The 18,043-nt window shown below is 54.0% G+C and carries 12 protein-coding genes and 1 pseudogene; 11 read left to right on the forward strand and 2 right to left on the reverse strand.

Going from position 1 to position 18,043, the window contains the following annotated elements:
• Positions 1-752: 752 nt before the first annotated feature.
• Positions 753-1,334 (reverse strand): annotated as a pseudogene (locus tag ACFQMF_RS16000) (7-cyano-7-deazaguanine synthase); the annotation flags it as partial.
• Between the two features lie 78 nt (positions 1,335-1,412).
• Between ACFQMF_RS16000 and ACFQMF_RS16005 the strand changes: the two are divergent.
• The 3 genes from ACFQMF_RS16005 (at position 1,413) to ACFQMF_RS16015 (ending at position 6,240) form a co-directional block, all read left to right on the forward strand.
• The gene (locus ACFQMF_RS16005) at positions 1,413-1,775 is read left to right on the forward strand and encodes a nucleotide pyrophosphohydrolase (RefSeq protein ID WP_256409730.1); all 363 of its coding nucleotides are present in this window, start codon (positions 1,413-1,415) and stop codon (positions 1,773-1,775) included.
• 155 nt (positions 1,776-1,930) lie between these two features.
• Positions 1,931-4,885, forward strand: coding sequence for an AAA family ATPase (locus ACFQMF_RS16010; RefSeq protein ID WP_256409731.1), 2,955 nt, complete (start codon positions 1,931-1,933; stop codon positions 4,883-4,885).
• The gene (locus ACFQMF_RS16015) at positions 4,882-6,240 is read left to right on the forward strand and encodes a hypothetical protein (protein ID WP_256409732.1); all 1,359 of its coding nucleotides are present in this window, start codon (positions 4,882-4,884) and stop codon (positions 6,238-6,240) included. The genes ACFQMF_RS16010 and ACFQMF_RS16015 overlap by 4 nt, the downstream gene beginning before the upstream one ends.
• A gap of 117 nt (positions 6,241-6,357) precedes the next feature.
• On the opposite strand, the gene ACFQMF_RS16020 is transcribed toward ACFQMF_RS16015, so the two are convergent.
• A complete protein-coding gene (locus ACFQMF_RS16020; RefSeq protein WP_256409733.1) occupies positions 6,358-8,484 on the reverse strand; it encodes a phospholipase D-like domain-containing protein in 2,127 nt (708 codons plus the stop codon).
• A 1,035-nt stretch (positions 8,485-9,519) separates the two neighbouring features.
• On the opposite strand from ACFQMF_RS16020, the gene ACFQMF_RS16025 reads away from it, so the two are divergent.
• The 8 genes from ACFQMF_RS16025 (at position 9,520) to ACFQMF_RS16060 (ending at position 18,041) form a co-directional block, all read left to right on the forward strand.
• Positions 9,520-10,746, forward strand: a complete 1,227-nt coding sequence (locus ACFQMF_RS16025) for an orc1/cdc6 family replication initiation protein (RefSeq protein WP_256409734.1) — start codon at positions 9,520-9,522, stop codon at positions 10,744-10,746.
• Positions 10,747-10,874: 128 nt separating this feature from the next.
• Positions 10,875-11,186 (forward strand): hypothetical protein, encoded by a 312-nt coding sequence (locus tag ACFQMF_RS16030; protein WP_256409735.1) that lies wholly within the window; start codon positions 10,875-10,877, stop codon positions 11,184-11,186.
• Between the two features lie 369 nt (positions 11,187-11,555).
• Complete coding sequence (locus ACFQMF_RS16035; protein ID WP_256409736.1) at positions 11,556-12,026, forward strand: DUF7529 family protein; 471 nt, start codon at positions 11,556-11,558, stop codon at positions 12,024-12,026.
• A gap of 169 nt (positions 12,027-12,195) precedes the next feature.
• Entirely contained in the window at positions 12,196-13,860 is a 1,665-nt protein-coding gene (locus ACFQMF_RS16040; RefSeq protein ID WP_256409737.1) for an ABC transporter substrate-binding protein, read from the forward strand.
• 66 nt (positions 13,861-13,926) lie between these two features.
• Entirely contained in the window at positions 13,927-14,946 is a 1,020-nt protein-coding gene (locus tag ACFQMF_RS16045) for an ABC transporter permease (RefSeq protein ID WP_256409738.1), read from the forward strand.
• 2 nt (positions 14,947-14,948) lie between these two features.
• Positions 14,949-15,857, forward strand: a complete 909-nt coding sequence (locus ACFQMF_RS16050) for an ABC transporter permease (RefSeq protein WP_256409739.1) — start codon at positions 14,949-14,951, stop codon at positions 15,855-15,857.
• A 1-nt stretch (position 15,858) separates the two neighbouring features.
• Positions 15,859-16,989, forward strand: a complete 1,131-nt coding sequence (locus ACFQMF_RS16055; RefSeq protein WP_256409740.1) for an ABC transporter ATP-binding protein — start codon at positions 15,859-15,861, stop codon at positions 16,987-16,989.
• Positions 16,986-18,041: an ABC transporter ATP-binding protein gene (locus ACFQMF_RS16060; RefSeq protein ID WP_256409741.1), complete on the forward strand. Its 1,056-nt coding sequence runs from the start codon at positions 16,986-16,988 to the stop codon at positions 18,039-18,041. Before ACFQMF_RS16055 ends, ACFQMF_RS16060 begins: the two co-directional genes overlap by 4 nt.
• Positions 18,042-18,043 lie beyond the last annotated feature (2 nt).

Below are 18,043 nucleotides of genomic sequence, written 5' to 3' on the forward strand. Positions count from 1 at the left end.
CACAACCTTGCTCACACCTGTATGAAGTCTCATCAACAGAGATGGAGACGGTGTGTGGTTTGTCGCGTCCAAGAGGGGCGGAGTGAGAGACGAATGAACGCTGTCCCATCGTACACGGTTGATAAAGAGACCGCAGCGACGCTTCGAGAATGGTTGTTCGAGCACGCTGTCGAGAAACACGGTGAGTCCGAGATCTCCGAGCCACTCGCCGAACTAGCAGCTGCCATCGACGGCGTGCTCTACGAGGGGGCAGCGGCCGTCGAACTCGGTGCGTGGGCACGGACCATCCCGACAGCTGACCAAGATGCGTCACTCGACGGCCGTACCCCAGTCGATGATCACCGAACCGATGCTGCACGCACACCGGCTGAGCCCACCGACCTCGATACGGACGTCAGTGGCCCAGATCGCATCCACGACACGTCTCCCGACTCGGCCTGGCAGCTCGATCACGATCCGTCCACGACGAACCGGGAACACTCCCCGACAGCAGCGTCTCATGGCACGACGACAGCGGCAGCGAACCCACACACACGACGGCAACAGCACCGTCCGTCAGTCCGGTATTGCACCGCGTACAAGTGCTCCGTGTGCAGCAGCGTTCGCGAGTTAGAAACCACGCTTCGAGTCTGTGCGTTCGTCGATGAGTGTCCCAGCTGCGGAGCGGTCGCTCGCTTTGCTGTAAACGGGATTCCCATGCCGCTCAGAAAGGATTCACAGTAGATAGCGAACCAAGCGTGCTGATTAATAAACTACGAGAACTCCGGCCGTTCCGCGTACGCAATCGGATCGTGTGACCCGGCGTTCCGGAACGCCTCAAGACGGAACGCACACGCATCACATGTCCCACACGCCGGCTCCTCGTCACGGTAACACGACCACGTCATGTCGTAGGGCACACCGAGCTCCAACCCCTGCTCGGCGATCTCCGTTTTCGACCACTCGACGAACGGTGCTTACAACTCGATCTGTGTCTCCGGTTTCGTCCCGACATCGATCACGTTCTGAAAAGCGTCGAAAAAAGCGGGCCGACAGTCAGGATACCCCGAGAAATCCTCCGAGTGCGCGCCGATAAACAGCGCCTCTAAGTCGGTCGCCTCCGCGTCCGACGACGCTATCGACGACAGATTCGCGTTCCGGCAGGCGACGTACGACGTCGGGATCTTGTCACTCCCCAAGTCCGCGTCAGCCACGTCCATCTCCTCGTCGGTCAAACTCGATACCCCCATTTGGGAGAGATGCCTTGTTTCGATATGGAGGAAGTCAGCCGCATCAACCTCCACAGCAAGTGCCTTCACGCACTCGTGCCTTTTGTCGCCAGACCGTGCGCGGTAGTCGAATCATCTCACCAGCGACTCTGATATGGAGGCAGTGCCCAGATTTGATACTCCTCCATAGGGGACTAGTGGTAGATGACTAGCTTCGACGAGTTCACTGAGCGATACAAATCATTTGTCGCGGACCGCGATTGGGACCAGTTCCACACACCAAAGAACCTCGCTGAAGCGATCAGCGTTGAAGCGAACGAACTGTTAGAACTCTTCCTTTGGCATGACAACCATCCATCTGAAACAGTGCAAGCCGACTCCGAACTCCACGGCCGAGTCAAAGAGGAACTCGCCGACGTGGTGATTTATTCGATTGCGCTTGCAACACAGCTCGACATTGATCTTGCTGACGCAGTGGATGAGAAAATGACCGCTAATGAAACCCGGTTTGATGAGGACACGGCTGCAGACATGACTGCGGAACTCGAATCCTGGCAGCGGGACTAACCCACAGACACAGCCGAAATACTCTCTTCGTTTCCCTGAGAGCACTACCACGTTCTAAACTGTTAGTTTGTGACCTCAGACGGTAGTTACTGGCTCCGAAATTTTGTTTAGCAGAATCATGTGTTATATGACATAGGCGTCGTAACCCATTTCTCATGAGTAATGGGTCTCCCGCCGACGGCAATCGTGAGCAGGCCGAACGCCGGGCGTGGGTTGTTGGGTTCAATAATGAAACGTGGTGTAACCTGTTTTTACGCGAAGGGAGCGTTAGCATGGGATGGTCGGACGTCACAACTGACATTTCTGCATTAACATCTCATGAGGCGATTATTGATGCGACGACGGCCCGCGACTCGGTGCACCCGCGAAACCCCGCAGTACAACTCCGAAAATTCGCACATGAAGCCCAGGTCGGCGATATCATCGTGCTCAAAAACGGGCTTCGCTACCGTTCCGATGACAAATGGCAGGGGAAGGCAACGATACGGGCAATCGGTGTCATCGACAGCGATTACACGTATCAAGACCCGAGTGACCGGTACGGCGAGCTCCCACCGACCGCACGAAATTCAGTCAACACTCACCACCGGGATGTTAATTGGATCCTCAACTTCGACGAACTGATCGGTGGAGCATTCACACCTGAAGTCCCAATCAATCGCTGGACCTTCGAAGAATTTGACGATTACCTGGAGCTAAAATCCCAGCTGCAATCATCCCGTGGGCTCACGGATCATTTCTCGGAACTCGAAGCGTACGCAGACCAAGCGAAAACACAACACCGCGACGACCAACCGACGGTCTGGATCGAGAAAAGCTACCACAACCGTGACGATCGCGACGTCGACGGATGGGGGCTCGGGGACGCATTATGGTGTCCACAAACCAGGACCGACGGCGGGAGCTCCGTGTACTACGACAACGCGACCGACGTGGAACCAGGCGACGTCATCTTACACCTTGACCAGCATCAACGCGCATTCACCGCCGCCTCACTCGCCGCAGCTACGTATGAGGAAACGACATGTCTCGAAGACACCGAATGGGATGACAAAGGCGTATCAGAAATGGGGTACAGTTCCGGCGAACGTCCCGCGTACCGGGTCCCACTCACCGAGTATGAGGAATTTGCGACCCCGCTTGACGTCGATGAGGTACTCACAGAAGCCAACGGAGACGTCCTCCATGACCTCCGTGACGACCACACCGTTGTCTACAGTAAGAACCTGAACCTCAATCAAGGCGCGTACCTTACCGAAGCTCCGCCCGCGTTCGTCGAACTCATCAGCGCTGCCGCACGCACCGCCATCGGCGACACACTTCCCCACCTCGACCGAGTGGGTTCCACTGAACGGATAGAAACTCTTCGGACAGACTCGACCGACACAGAGCCAGACGAGTCCGAACAGTTCGACCATCCGACCGACCCGTTAGTGCAGTACGTCCAAGCTGAGGAACCGACGATCTATGGATTGACCGCACCTGCAGACTACTGGGTGACGGCACTCAAGTACCGGGCCTTAGGTTTCGAAGACACACAGCACTCCCAGTGGGCGAATATGGACCCTGGCGATGTACTCATTTTCCACGCTGGCGGCGAACCAATGCATCCCGAGCTTTCACGGCCCGATGGCTTCGTCTTCGGCGTTGCGATCGTGGGCAGCCACTTCGAAACAGACGAGCAGTGGTGGTACGACGATATATACAACACCCGAACGTACCCGTACCGTGTTGCATTTGACCGACTTTTCCTCACCCCTGGGGCTGCTGTTGCGACAGATCTTCCAGACGCAACTGACTCTGTCCATGAGCTAACTGACGCCATCTCCCAACTACAACGAGAGAGTATTCCCATCGGCACCGTCAACGAACGCTGTGATGACGCGACAGGTAATCACTTCCCAAGCCGACAGTTCATCAGCATACTCGACGATGATGCCGAGTACGGGCGTGGTGAGGCAGTCATTGACCTCCTCGTAGCCACGACAGCTGAGTCGTCACCAATTGCAACGACAATTGAATTCTCAGGGACCATCGACCCGGATGCGTTCTCTGGTATCGTGTTTCCTGACGCGTACGATGTACCGTCTGCCAACGAACTTGCCGACCAGATTACGGCTGCTGTTCGCGCCGGCGACCACATCATTTTCACCGGCCCACCTGGCACCGGAAAAACCGAGATTGCCCAGCAAGTCACCGCCCACCTCACCCGCCACTACCCGCATCTATACAGCGGGTACCAGGTTACGACCGCCACTGCCGACTGGTCCACGTTCGACACCGTTGGCGGGTATATGCCGACCGAATCCACTGACGAGGAAAGAAGCGGTGACCTCGCGTTCACATCTGGGATCGTTCTCAACCGCCTCAAAAACACAAAAACGGGTGTTCAGGCCAACGAACCGATTATTATTGACGAGCTCAATCGGGCCGACATTGACAAAGGATTTGGCCAACTTTTCACCCTGCTCTCAGGACAACCAGTCCAACTTCCATACACGAAACACAACAACGAAATCGAGCTGCTCACCACCGATCATCTCGACGGCACCCCCGCGGATTACCAGTATCTCGTCCCTGACTCGTGGCACATCTTCGCGACCATGAATTCCTACGACAAAACGTCGCTGTACGAGATGAGCTACGCGTTCATGCGCCGCTTCGCGTTCATTCGGATCCCAGCGCCAACTCTCCCCGCAGGAACCGACGATGACGCACTCGACGCCCTTGATGACGGGATGCGGCAGTACATCGCTGCCTGGGATAATCTTGACCCGACACCCGAGGAACGACGCGCAGTCGGGCTCGTCTGGAAACATACCAACCAAGCCGTCGAGGATCGTGCAATTGGCCCCGCAATCGTCAAAGACATGCTCGGATACATTACCAACCACCACGACACTGGCAACGGCACCCTGCCAAACCGAGTTACCAATGCCGTTATCAGCTACATTTTCCCACAACTCGAAGGCGTCCCGAAACGAGATCAGATCGTGCGACACATTACTGACATCAACAGTCACGAGGAAACTGCCGATATGATTGACCGTGAACTGTTGGAAACAGCCGCACGTGATATGCTGCAAGTTACACTCGACAGTGATTCATGAACCGCGAGGCCCTCATCGACGGACTTACCCAAGATATTCTTGCATACGTTATGAACGGCGGGTTCCCCGAACGCGAACTCGCCAACTCACTCACATTTGACGGCCTTGACGAGCGATTCGAAGACTACGAGCTCCTCCTTGATTTGCATTTTATCCTCAAGCCCGACGTCGTCGAATTCGTTGAGGAGCTTTCACAGCGCTTGCGCAATGTCCGTACCGAGACCAAAACCGTGGCTCGGACGCAGCGTGGAGGGATTGACGGACACATTAACTGGGGTTCAACCGTCAAAGCCCGGTACTCAACGAATCCAAATGACCACTCACTCTTCGTCACCGAAAACCGTTCCGAGGACTACGACATTCCCGAGAATATCGTTCTCAAACGGCTCCTCTCAATCATTTACACAACGTTGCGTGACGCTGACGAATACCTGAAGGGCAACTACGATTGGGTCTCCGCTCGGTGGCAGGCGAACACCGACCTCATCGATGATGTGCAACGCACCGTGGAACGGAACGTCCACGTTCGGCGGATCCGTGACCCGAAAACGTACGAGCCGACCGAGCGAATGCTCACAACTGCGGAAAACTCTCGACAAGAAATCTACCGTGATGCTGCCGATCTTCTGCGGGATCGCCAGCGGCTCTTCGACGGGGATCCCGATGCGCTGCAGAGTCTCCTCAATCAAACTGCGATCACCCCAGACGATCAGGCGCGGCTCTTCGAGCTGTACGTCCTCTTCCGTTTCATTGGTACCCTCGAAGACCTCCAAGACACACCGCCCGTCTTTCAAACAATCAAGAGTGGACGACAAGAGATTGCTCGCATCGATGGCAGCAAAGAGATTGTGTTGTATCACGATACTTCCGCTAGTGATCGCGGTCTCTCTTTCCGTACAGATACCATGCCAGAGGACCGTGAACTCACTCGTGCCGAGCGCGTTCAACAAACTGCACGCGACGTTGCCAGTGCGTACTTCCAGAAGAATTTCCAAAATCACACGGGCCGTCCTGATGTCATTGTCCTCGAAGTCCAATCTGAGGACCCGCTCACGTATGAGTATCTCATCGCCGAAGTGAAGCATAGTACTCGCGAGGAAACCATCCGAACCGGGATCAAGGAGACGCTCGAATACCTTGCATTCCTTCGCATCAACGAAGACTACGTCTTTGGACGGGACACGAGTGATGAGGAGATTTTCGGGAGCGGGTGGAACGGTCTTCTTGTTGTACAGGATCTCGATCAAGAGACGCCGTCTGTGGATGCACAGGAAGACGAGCCGATAACCATTCTCCAGGCGGGGGAACTCGACGAGGCGTTGCCTGATATTCTGGAGAACGTATTGGATCAATAGCTCGTGTTTTATTACGTGTTTTTTACGTAATCAATACACGACGACATCTGTGAGCTTCTACAGTAGTCTATTGAGTCACTGCGGGTTTGGGGTTAGCTAATCGATGGATAAGACGAATTACCCCAGCAAGCGGTCGAGGAACCCTGGTGATGATTCGGTATCTTTGTTCTCACTCAGTTCAGCGAGGTCAATCCACTCTTCGAAGCCGTCTGGGTTCTTGATAATGATGCTCCGACCGCTCTTTTCTGGGCGCATTTTCGTCGGGAGGGTTTTCCGATAGCTGTAGAGTTCGTGTGGCTCAAGATCGAATTCGGCGATGAGTCGGTTTTCCCGCCGATCGAACGTTACGTCACCGCGTTCGTAGGCTTGCTTCCACTTGCGCTTGCCAATGTTGTACTTCCGGTTGGCCGGCTCTTTCGGGAAGAATCGCGGAACATTACGGTCAGCACGGTCGTAAAATTCGAGAAACACCTGGCGAACGTCATCGACAGTTCCGCCGGCGTCGAGATATCGCTCGTCGGTTAGGATGCGCCATGACACATACGAGAAGATCGGATTGCGGGCATCGAGGATTGTGTTGAGGTCTTCTTGCGCCTTGTAGAAGCCCTCATCCTCGGGATTCGATGGAAACGCGACATCGAAGTGAAGCATCTTCGCTCGGTTCCGGAACCAGTCATTCGGCCGAGAGTCGTTGCTCGTGAAGATGAGCGTCGGATACGCGACCTCATTTGATGGGTGCCACGAGTCTTGCCAGAAATTCCGCAGCGTATCGACACGCTCGATTTTTTGCTTGGAAATGTCGGAGACAACGTACGGGAACACCGTATCGATGTTCCGCAGCGATCGAATCTGGTTCTTACCGACATCGTCTGCGTCTGCGCCACCGCGAACGAGGTCATCAGAGATGAGCCGTAACACGAACTCCGTGAACTTATCTTTCCCTGCGTCAGACTCGCCAAAAATGTAGAGATATTGGAGCGCATTGTCGAGGGTAACGCTTCCGTAGAACTGCTCTGCGTACAGATTCACGAACGGCGCCCAGAGCCCGTAGAGAACGCCTTCATAGAGATGCGCCTTCACAGCTTCTGGGTTGTTCGTTTCACCCCAGCGGTCGATTGTCTTGATGTAGTTCTCGATATTCTCAAGGGCTGCGTCGAGGAGGTCTGGATTGGGATCGTGGTCTGCGGTCAAGATACGGTGATGTTCACCGTGTTGGAGATGGACGCGGTGATTCTCCTCGTCGATCCACATTTTCGGCACGTCATACCGCGTTTGAAGATAGTTAGTGTAGCCCTCAACGGGTGTTGTGATTGCGTCAGCGCCGACATCTGCGCCGCGGCGCTTAAGATCGGTTTCCATCTGGTCAAGATAGCCGTCGGTTTCGTACCCTTGCGTCGAGAGAGTGATTGAGTACTCTGGGGTTTTTGCTGCAGTAATGCCCTCAACTGGTTTTTCATCTGGTTGCTCGCCGTTAGTGTCTGTGTCGTCAGTTTCGATCTGCTCGGGATCGATGCTAACGACTTCATCTGCCTCTTCGGGGTCTTCGCTCACGCCCATAACCTGATCTACCTCGTCGCCTAACGCTTCGAGTTCTTGGCCAACATTGGAGTGGATCTCGCCTTGTTCTGAGAGCTGTGTGTTGCGATTGTCTATCCACAACTCAATACGGCGCTCAACCTCTTCTTCATCATCGAGTTCTTCCAGCTCCGCCGCGAGATCCTCCATGAAGATGGTATCAGCATACTCCTTGCGGTGGTGATCGATCCATTGTGTAAACTGTTGATCGAGTTGGCTCCCGACCTCTGTGTTGAACACGACAACGCTGTTGGTTTGGTTTTTCCAGCTGTTGTAGGATAGATTTGCGCTTCCAGCGATGAGCATCACTGTATCGTCGGCCTCAACGATTCGATACAGTTTGGAGTGGACGACTTTTCGATTTTTGAGTCTGACAGTCAGCCTGTCTTCCTCGTAGTATCGCTCAAGTCGGCGGGCTACCGTGGCATCATCAACGGCGGACTGGTACTCATCTTTATCGCCGACGAGGACGTCCATCGTCTCCAGACTGGAGCCCTCTTGATCAAACAATTCGAGGAGTAGTTCGGGTGACTCACAGTACGTGACTGCGTCGATATGGACCGCGTCATCGAAGAAATTTGTAAATGACTTCCAGCTCTTGACGGTTTGCCACTCCATCTGTGCGGAGTTACCGAACCCGCCGAGGTTGATCGTCGTGTCCCAGTCCATTTGTTGGTGGATTGGGAGGACTGGTAATAAGAATTGGCGAGGTGATTGGTCGGCTGTGAGGTGATAGCTGGGATTGACGCGCGATACCGTCACAGTTAACCAACAGATGGCGGTTCGATTGCCACTAGTTGGTTAAGATTGAAATCACTGGAAGGTGAGCCTAACAGGGACAGGGTTCAACACGGTCAGAGATATGTATAAAAAAGAATTCATGAAGAGAATGTATAATGTGAAAACAAACGGCGTTTCTACTGTGAGCGGACAACGAGAGATTATTTCGGTAGCTCTCACACCCCATATTCGATATGAAATCGGAGACTGGCGTAGCAGTTAGGTGACTTTCACACACCGTTTTCAATATGAATTTGGTTCTTCCACAGCGAAGATTGCTCTAAACCCAATTTCACCGTCTAATATGGCAGTATTAGTATTTTGTTCAAGCATTTCATCTCGAAGCACCTGCTGCTACTCCTCACGATGAGATCTCGTGGACGGGCTCGCACGCAGTGTTTTGGTATTTCATTTCGATGACGGGGTGTGTTGATAGGGCCAATTTCCGTGCTAGATGGTTTCATATCGACTGAGGGGAGCCCACTTCCAAGAAGATCGACTGCGGCCAGGGCTCGGAGGTGGGATTTCATTTCGAAGAAGGGGTGTCTGTCTTGGTATCTAAGATTTCATATCGATAGAGGGGTCTTCACTTCGAAGTCGGTGTATGATCACGGAATTGGGTGGGAAGACAGAGACACACCACTCTTGCAAGTGAAGACGAGAAACTGAGGTAGAGGGTGGAAGTAGAACAAGGCAGTCAAAGGGTCACGAATACTGATCTCAATACATAGAATCACTCTAAGTACAAACTACTACAAATCAATATGAGCAATACGTGTCAACGTTTTAGTTGAAACTGTGGACTGTTCCTTTGTTCAGTACTACTCGATTAGTATTTCACTTGTAACAGTGGTGTGTGTCTGTACCTTCACTTGAAACAGATGTGGGGGTGGTTTTATATGGCAAACACGAGAAAGTAGCGACATGCGTCGATTCGAGCGGAAGCAGAACATCTTCCGCAACAAGGACGCTCTTGGAGAATCCTACCGACCCGATCAAATCGAAGAGCGAGACGAAGAGATCGAGGAGTACATGGATGCACTCCAGCCTGTTGTGGACGGTTGGGAACCAAACAACATCTTTCTATACGGTAATACCGGTGTCGGGAAGACTGCCGTCACCGACTATCTTCTCGACAGGCTCAAAGACGATGTTGCCGACTACGACGACGTCGATCTGGCAATTATCTCGGTGAATTGTAAGACGCTGAACTCCTCGTATCAAGTCGCCGTAGAACTCGTGAATAAACTTCGTCCTGCTGGTGGTGAAATCAGCTCGACCGGGTATCCCCAGCAAACCGTCTTCAAAAAACTGTACGGGGAACTTGAAGCGATTGGCGGAACGATCTTAATTGTCTTGGATGAAGTCGACTCAATCGGTGATCGGGACGAATTATTATATGAACTCCCACGAGCTCGTGCTAACAATAACCTCGACTCGACCAAGGTCGGTGTCATCGGGATCAGTAATGATTTCAAATTTCGCGATCAGCTCGATCCTCGCGTTCAAGACACCCTTTGTGAACGAGAATTACAGTTTCCGCCATATGATGCGCCCGAACTTGAGAACATTCTCGAGTCCCGTGCTGAAGTTGCGATCGCCGAGAATGCCGTCGAGCAGGGCGTGCTGAAGTTCTGTGCGGCTCTCGCAGCTCGCGACAGTGGAAGCGCCCGACAGGCACTTGACCTCCTTCGCTTAGCCGGTGAGATCGCTGAGAATCGTGAGGTAGATCTTATTGAGCGAGACCACGTTGAGGCAGCACGCTCCCGTCTCGAACAGGAACGTGTGGAGGAGGGAATGCGCGAATTAACAACACACGGCCGTCTTGCGCTGTTAGCAGTCGTCTCGAAAGCTGCTAAGGAAGAGACGCCATCCCGAACCCGGGAGATTTACGAGGAATACACCGCACTCTGTGATTCCTCTGGAACCGACTCGCTCGCTCAACGATCCGTGCACAATCATCTGTCCGATCTTCGGATGCTTGGGATTCTGTCGGCCTATGAGAACCGCTCTGGGTCCCGTGGGAACTACTACAGCTACGAACTGGATGTTCCGTTCACGAGTGCGATTGAGGCAATGTCCGACGTTCTGCGATTAAACAGTGAGATAGAGACGATTCGGGATATCGCATCAATGAACAACGTCGTCTAGACACACCACTCTTTCAAGTGAAGCCACCAATGTCGAGTAATTTAGCCTCTTCACTTGTAACCGCGGTGTGGCCAGTTCTACTTGTAATCTCTTGTGGTCGTGGTTCGGTTCACTTGAAATAGTGGTGTGTGAGATGGGCAGAGATCTCAGCGTCGATCGGTATCTGCGTACAGATTGAAGTCCCCAATATTGATATCGACTTCCTAAACATCGGTGAGGCAGGTCATGTACTCCCACAGGTTTTCCTCGTTTTAGTGACCGTGTTCTCTCCAGAGACGCTCCGCGAGGTCGGGATAGTGTCGGAGTTGGAGGACTTGGTTTTTCGCGACGAACGCGCTATCGTGGTAGATGAGTACGATATCGTTGCGCTTGACGTTCCACCACGCCCCGGCTACGGAGTCCCTCAGATGTGGATGAGATCGTTGTCAGATGTCGTCTGAAATAGTTCGAGGCCCTAGTTATTGAGGTTGGACTCAATATCCTCAATTGGATAACCATCTCGGATGAACTGTTTGTAGTCCTCGAAGGCGTCGTCGCGACCAGCGGGGAGGATCACGATTCTGGTCATGCTTGAGTGGAAATCACTAGTGGGAAGCAAATAATTGGCTACAAGTTTATTTACTCTGTTGAAATCCTAAGGAACTGATAGGATTGGTGTGCAAGATACAGAGGATCTATTCAGCACGAGAACTGCGTTATTTCACCCAAATATATCCTGAATCGGCCGATAAAATGTGGGTGCATACAGAATAATCAGCAAGGTCTATTCGGATATCAAAGCTTTTTTTCATCGCCAACAGGGGGTCGGTATGAGTCGCGAAAAGATCAACCGCTCGAACAAGGCGCTGATTCACTGGGAAGACTTGCTTGACGACGTCAAGACAATTGCGTCGGAGTACGAGTCAGATGGCTGGGAAACGCTTGTACTCCACCCTGGTGATGTCTCGACGGTAGCTGAGGGCAACACTGGATTCCGGCTTGTAGTTCCAAAATCCGAGTTGGAAATGCTAGGGGAGGCTGTCGAAGGAGATGAGGAGAGCTTCAACGAATTTGAACTCCACCGTGCGCCCGCAGAAGACCTGTTCTTGTTCGTTGTTGTCGTGAAGTCGAGCGACCACAACCGGGCTATCTTTTTTCCGGCATATTACGATCCAGAAACCGACGAGGAGTTCGTTACGGCGGTCCGCGAACAGGGATCAGTTTTCTCAGAAATAACTAATCTGGATCAATCGCAGCGGTATTCGTTTTGCCATGATGACCCGTCCCTATTTCTCCCGTAGTTATTCATAATCCCGATTATGCTGGCCAGATTATATACTATGTAGCTAGGCCAGCCAGACGGCCTAATGTTAAATTCAAATGTTTTTATAGTTAATTCTTCTAATTTTGCAGACGATTAATTTCCCATTTGGAAAACATTTATTATACTTCGCGACACCAGACGTAGTCATGCGACCCGATAACACGGAACGTCGCAAGTTCCTAAAACTGGTTGGTGTAGGTGCGACTACTGTCGCACTCGCAGGGTGTACAGGCAACGATGACGCAGACGGAAGCGATGGTAGCGATGAGACCGATGGCGAAGACGGAAGTGATGGAGGGGAAACGGACTTCCACTTCATCGCGGGCCAGGTATTCGGCACCCTCGACCCAGCCGAGCAGGTAGACTACACCCAAGGGATGGCTGCACAGAATCTCTACGACGAGTTCGTCACGGTTGATCCGGACTCGCTACAGCCGACTGCCAACATCGCCGAAGAGTGGGATGTTGAGGATGGCGGTCAGACGTGGATATTCACCATCCGCGACGATGTGACGTTCACCGACGGTACAGACATGACCGCTGAGGACGTGGCCTACTCAATGAAGCGGATGCTGGAGATGGAGGCTGGTTACTCGTCCTTCTGGCTCAGTTATCTGAATCCAGAGGACGTGACCGTCCGCGACGAGCAGACGGTCGAATTCGGGTTCAACCAGGCTTACGGCCCAGCGCTGGCAACGCTAGTCCAATTCTACATCGTTAACAGCGAGGTAGTTCAGGAAAATGAGCAGGACGGCGATTACGGAAATGCCTACCTCCAAGACAACTCGGCGGGGTCAGGTGCCTACGTGCTTGACGAGTGGGAACAGGGTAATTCCATTTCAACATCAGCCTACGATGACTACTGGAAGGGATGGGATGACAACAGCTTCGACACGTTCCGGTCGACAGTCATCACCGAGCAATCGACTATTGTCAACACGATGCGTGAGGGCGGTGGCGACATGACTGACCAGTACATGGGGACCCAAGCCTACGAGGAGATGGACTCGTTCTCGAACGTTCGGGTACCAGAGGTCCCCCAACTCCAGTTGTTCCACCTGCCACTGAATACTCAGAAAGCACCGACCGACGATATCAACGTCCGGAAGGCGATCGCTTACGCATTCGACTACGAGAGCGCGGTTAATGAGATAATCGGTGGCGGCGCGGTTGCCGCGGGGCCAGTCCCACGAGAGATGGCAGGTCACAATGATGATCTCGAGCCAATGTCTCAGGACCTCGACCGCGCGCAAGAGTTCCTCGACCAGGCGGAGTACTCTGTTGACGAAATCAACGAGATAGGCCTCGAACATGTAGTCGTAGCCGGAACCGAGCTCCAGCGGCAAGTTGGGCTGCTCAACCAGTCTGGTCTGTCGGAGCTTGGTATTGAAGTGGAAGTCAATCCCCAGCAGTGGGCCACAATCACTGACCGTGCCACCGACCCCGAAGAGACAGCCCACATCACGAATATCTTCCACACCGCGAAGATGCCTTCGCCGGACAGTCACACTTACTTGATGTACCACCCTGAGTCGTTTGGGTCGTACATCTCCCAGTCGTGGTATTCGACCGACGAACTCGAATCAGTCCTCGAGGAGGCTCGCAGCACGCCAGACCTCCAAGAGCGCCTCGAAAAATATCAAGAAGCACAGGCACTGGTAGTCGAGGGGATGCCCAGCGTATTTATTGCGAACCCACCGTACCGCATCGGAATTAACGAGAATGTCGGTGGTTGGCAGTACCAAGGCGTGATGGCATTCGACTGGGACGTGCACTCGATGCACCGCGAAGGGGAGGGGCGCGCAGAATAGCGGCTGCCAGAGCCAACCCTAATTAAACACCTCAGATCCTATCACTTCCAATATTACACGCAACTAATGTCATACGTTAACTACTTGATTCGCCGTGCGCTCCAATCGATCCCGGTTATTTTTGGTTTGTCGATGCTGATTTTTGTCATTTCTCGGGTGATTCCGGGAGATCCGGTTCGGCTCGCGCTCGGCCCAGAGGCCAGCGATCAGCAGGTCGAGGCCCTCAAAACCGAAATGGGGCTTGATGAGCCAATCCCGGTTCAGTACGTCGACTGGCTGATCGGCGTAGTTCAAGGCGACTGGGGAATGTCTCTGCGGACGAATAATAACGTATTCAACGACATTATCGCCCGGTTGCCCGCTACGTTCGAGCTCGTCGTCCTGACACTGTTCTTCGCGGTGCTGCTCGCGATTCCGTTCGGCGTCATCGCGGGAACAAACAAAGATCACTGGCAGGACCATGTCTCTCGTATCACCGCGCTGTTCGGCGTCTCAATGCCACGGTTCTGGGTCGCTATTGTGCTCCAGATCATCTTTGTCGTCACCCTCGGGCTGCTTCCGCTATCGGGGCGGCTGAGCGATGGAGTTGAGCCGCCTCCAGACGTAACGCACCTCTATCTCGTCGACAGCCTGCTTGCGGGCCAGTTCGGGACGTTCGTCGACGCCGCGACGCATCTGATATTGCCGGCGTTCGCGCTCGGACTGGCAACACTAGCACAGGTGATGCGACTCATCCGATCGGACATGATCGACGAACAGCGCAAGGACTACGTGCTCGCTGCGCGGGCGTACGGCCTTCCGAACAACCTAGTCGAGTACAAATATATGCTGCGCAACGCGTTCACGAGCTCGCTGACGGTTATCGGGCTTTCGTTTGGCTTCCTACTGGGAAATGCGTTCCTCGTAGAGATCGTTTTCGCATGGCCGGGGATGGCCCGTTACGGCGTCGAGGCAATTCTGTATCAAGATTTCAACGCCATCATTGGAGTCGTCATGGTCGTCGGTGTCGGGTTCGTGAGTGCGAACTTCATCGTGGACCTGCTGTACGGCTACCTAGACCCGCGAGTTAGACTGGAGGATCAATAAATATGGCTACTGAAAAAAGCGACGGACGGTTTCTCAGTACAGAGGACACCGCTCGACAGGAGCGGCTTAAACAGCTCAAGAGGACCTGGAAGAGCTTTATGCAGAATAAGCTCTCTGTCGTGGGTCTGCTGATGATACTGACACTGGTGTTCGCAGCGACGTTCGCTCCGTTTATTGCACCGTACCCTGATGATGCCGGGGCAGGGGTCCATTTCGACCGCGCGAGCCAGCCGCCAAGTCTTGAGCACCCGATGGGCACGGACACAACCGGTCGCGACATTTTCAGTCGGGTGTTGTTTGGTGCACGTATCTCGCTGATGATGGGTGCAATCGTGCTGTCAATAGCAATTTCCATCGGCGTCACCCTCGGGCTAGTCGCCGGCTACCTCGGTGGGAAGACCAACTCGGTCATCATGCGCACAACTGACATCTTTTTGGCCATCCCGCCAACGCTGCTAGCGATGGCTGTTGTCGCGGCTACTGGGTCATCGTTATTTAATGTCATGGTCGCCATCGCGTTCTCTTGGTGGTCATGGTACGCGCGACTGACCCAAGGAGAAGTCCTCTCAATCAAGGAGGAAGAATTCATCGAGTCTAGCCGGGCATTAGGCTCGAACTGGCTTCGGACAACATTCAAAGAAGTACTACCCAATATTGTGAGTCCGATCACAGTCAAAGCCACACTAGACATGGGATTCGTCATTCTCGTAGGTGCAGGCCTGTCATTCCTCGGACTGGGTGCTCAGCCGCCGACCCCGACTTGGGGGGCAATGATCGCTCAGGGGCGTAACTACGTCACCACCTTTTGGTGGATCGCAGTATTCCCAGGATTAGCCATCTCATTCGCTGTGCTCGGGTTCAATTTCATTGGCGACGGCCTACGGGATGCCTTCGACGTAGAGGTGAACTGAAATGGCTGAGACTCTCTTGGAGGTACGAAACCTCCACGTCCAGTTCGATACATACGACGGCGTCGCGGAGGTAATCAACGGTGTCGATTTCACGCTGAACCGTGGCGAGACGGCCGCATTAGTCGGCGAAACTGGCTGTGGCAAGAGCGTGACTGTCAAATCTATTATGGGCTTACTCCCTGCAGCGGAAATCACCGCGGGCGAGATCATATATAAAGGCCAGGATTTGCTGGAGTTGTCCGATGCCGAGCGTCATGCACGTCGGGGGCGCGAGATTAGCATGATCATGCAAGATCCGATGACGAGCCTCAATCCCGTCCTCACAGTCGGTGAACAGATGATCGACGTGCTAAAATGGCAAGGCGAGCGCCGGCTATCTGTCACCGACTGGCTCCGGGATAAGGTCTCGAGAAGGTCAGACGCGGACCACCGTGAGCGAGCGATTGAAATGCTTGCTGACGTAGAAATCTCTGCGCCAGAGCGGGTGTTTAGCAGTTACCCTGTTGAGCTGTCTGGTGGTATGCGCCAGCGTGTGTTGATTGCCATCGCGTTACTGTCCGAACCAAATTTCCTGATTGCCGACGAACCTGGTACGGCCCTAGACGTCACGACCGAGGCAAAAGTGTTGGATTTGCTTGACGAACTAGTCGAGGATCGGAACACTAGCGTTCTGTATATTACTCACGACCTCGGCGTCGCTCGTGAGGTGAGCGAATTCATCAATGTTATGTATGCTGGCGAGATCATCGAGCAGGCTCCGACAGCCGAACTGTTCGCCGATCCGGAGCACCCCTACACTCGAGGGTTACTCGAGAGTATACCGACACTCTCGAGTGGGATCGGTGGAGGTATTGAAGGTCACCTTCCAGATTACACGGATCCGCCGGCAGCCTGCCGATTCGCGGAGCGATGTCCCCACGCTGAGTCTAAGTGCAGCGAGGTAGTGCCATATCCGCGGAAGACAGCCGATGACCACACGGTTGCCTGTCACCTCTTTGACGGGGAGGCCGCCCACGACCGCCATCAGAAGCTTGCTCAGGAGAGGGTCGACATTGGATCGCCCCCTTGGCGGGAGGGCTCGGAGACTGAGACTGGGTCCGACGTAGTGGCTGATGGAGGGGCTAGCAAATGAGTCTCACTGACAACGCCGACGAGATAGTAACCCGAGGGGCTCGCAAAGAAGCAGACTCCATGGTCCAAGTCGAGGGACTGAAGAAGCACTTCCCTATCCATGAAGGGATCCTACGGAAGAGGGCTGGGGAAGTCCGAGCGGTCGACGGAGTGAGCTTCTCGATCGGTGAGGGGCAGACCTTCGGACTGGTTGGAGAGTCTGGGTCAGGGAAGACGACTATGGGCCGGGCGATGCTGCGGCTGACTGAACCCACGGCGGGTACTGTCAGGATTGATGGTCAGAACGTCGTCGATCTTTCCGAGGACGAACTCAAGCGGTTCCGACAGAACATGCAAATCGTCCACCAAGATCCCACGTCGAGTCTTAATCCTCGCCACCGTGTGAAGACGATTATCGAGGCACCATTGAAGATCCATGACTACGGTGATGCTAAAGAGCGCATCGAGCGCATCGAGGAGCTGCTGGACATGGTCGACCTACCGCGGGAATACATGTACCGCCACCCTGGGCAGCTCTCAGGCGGACAGAAACAGCGGGTCGGTATTGCCCGAGCAGTAGCACTGAATCCGAAGTTCGTCGTGCTAGACGAGCCAACAAGTGCGCTCGACGTGAGCGTGCAGGCCCGCATCGTCAACATACTCCAGCGAATCCAAAAAGAGTATGGGATCACCTATCTGTTCATCACTCACGACCTTTCGCTGTTGCGCAACGTCGCCGACCGCATCGGAGTGATGTACCTAGGCCGGCTTGTTGAGGTCGGTGATGTTCAGTCCGTCTTCAGGACGCCAGAACATCCCTACAGCCGGGCGCTGTTATCGGCCATATCGACGGTGAGTGATGCCGACAAGCAAGCCAAGCCTGAACAACAGAAACTTGAGGGCGAGATCCCGGACCCTCGGGAGAAGCCCAGCGGCTGTGCCTTCCGCTCGCGGTGCCCCCGTGCGTTCGATGCCTGCTCAGGTGAAGAACCCTCGATGTACGAACTGGGAGACGACCAGGAAGCACGGTGCTACCTGCACGATGACCGCTACCGGGAAGAGCCCGATTGGTGACC

It is taken from the genome of Halorubrum rutilum (assembly GCF_042665015.1).
Lineage (GTDB): Archaea > Halobacteriota > Halobacteria > Halobacteriales > Haloferacaceae > Halorubrum > Halorubrum rutilum.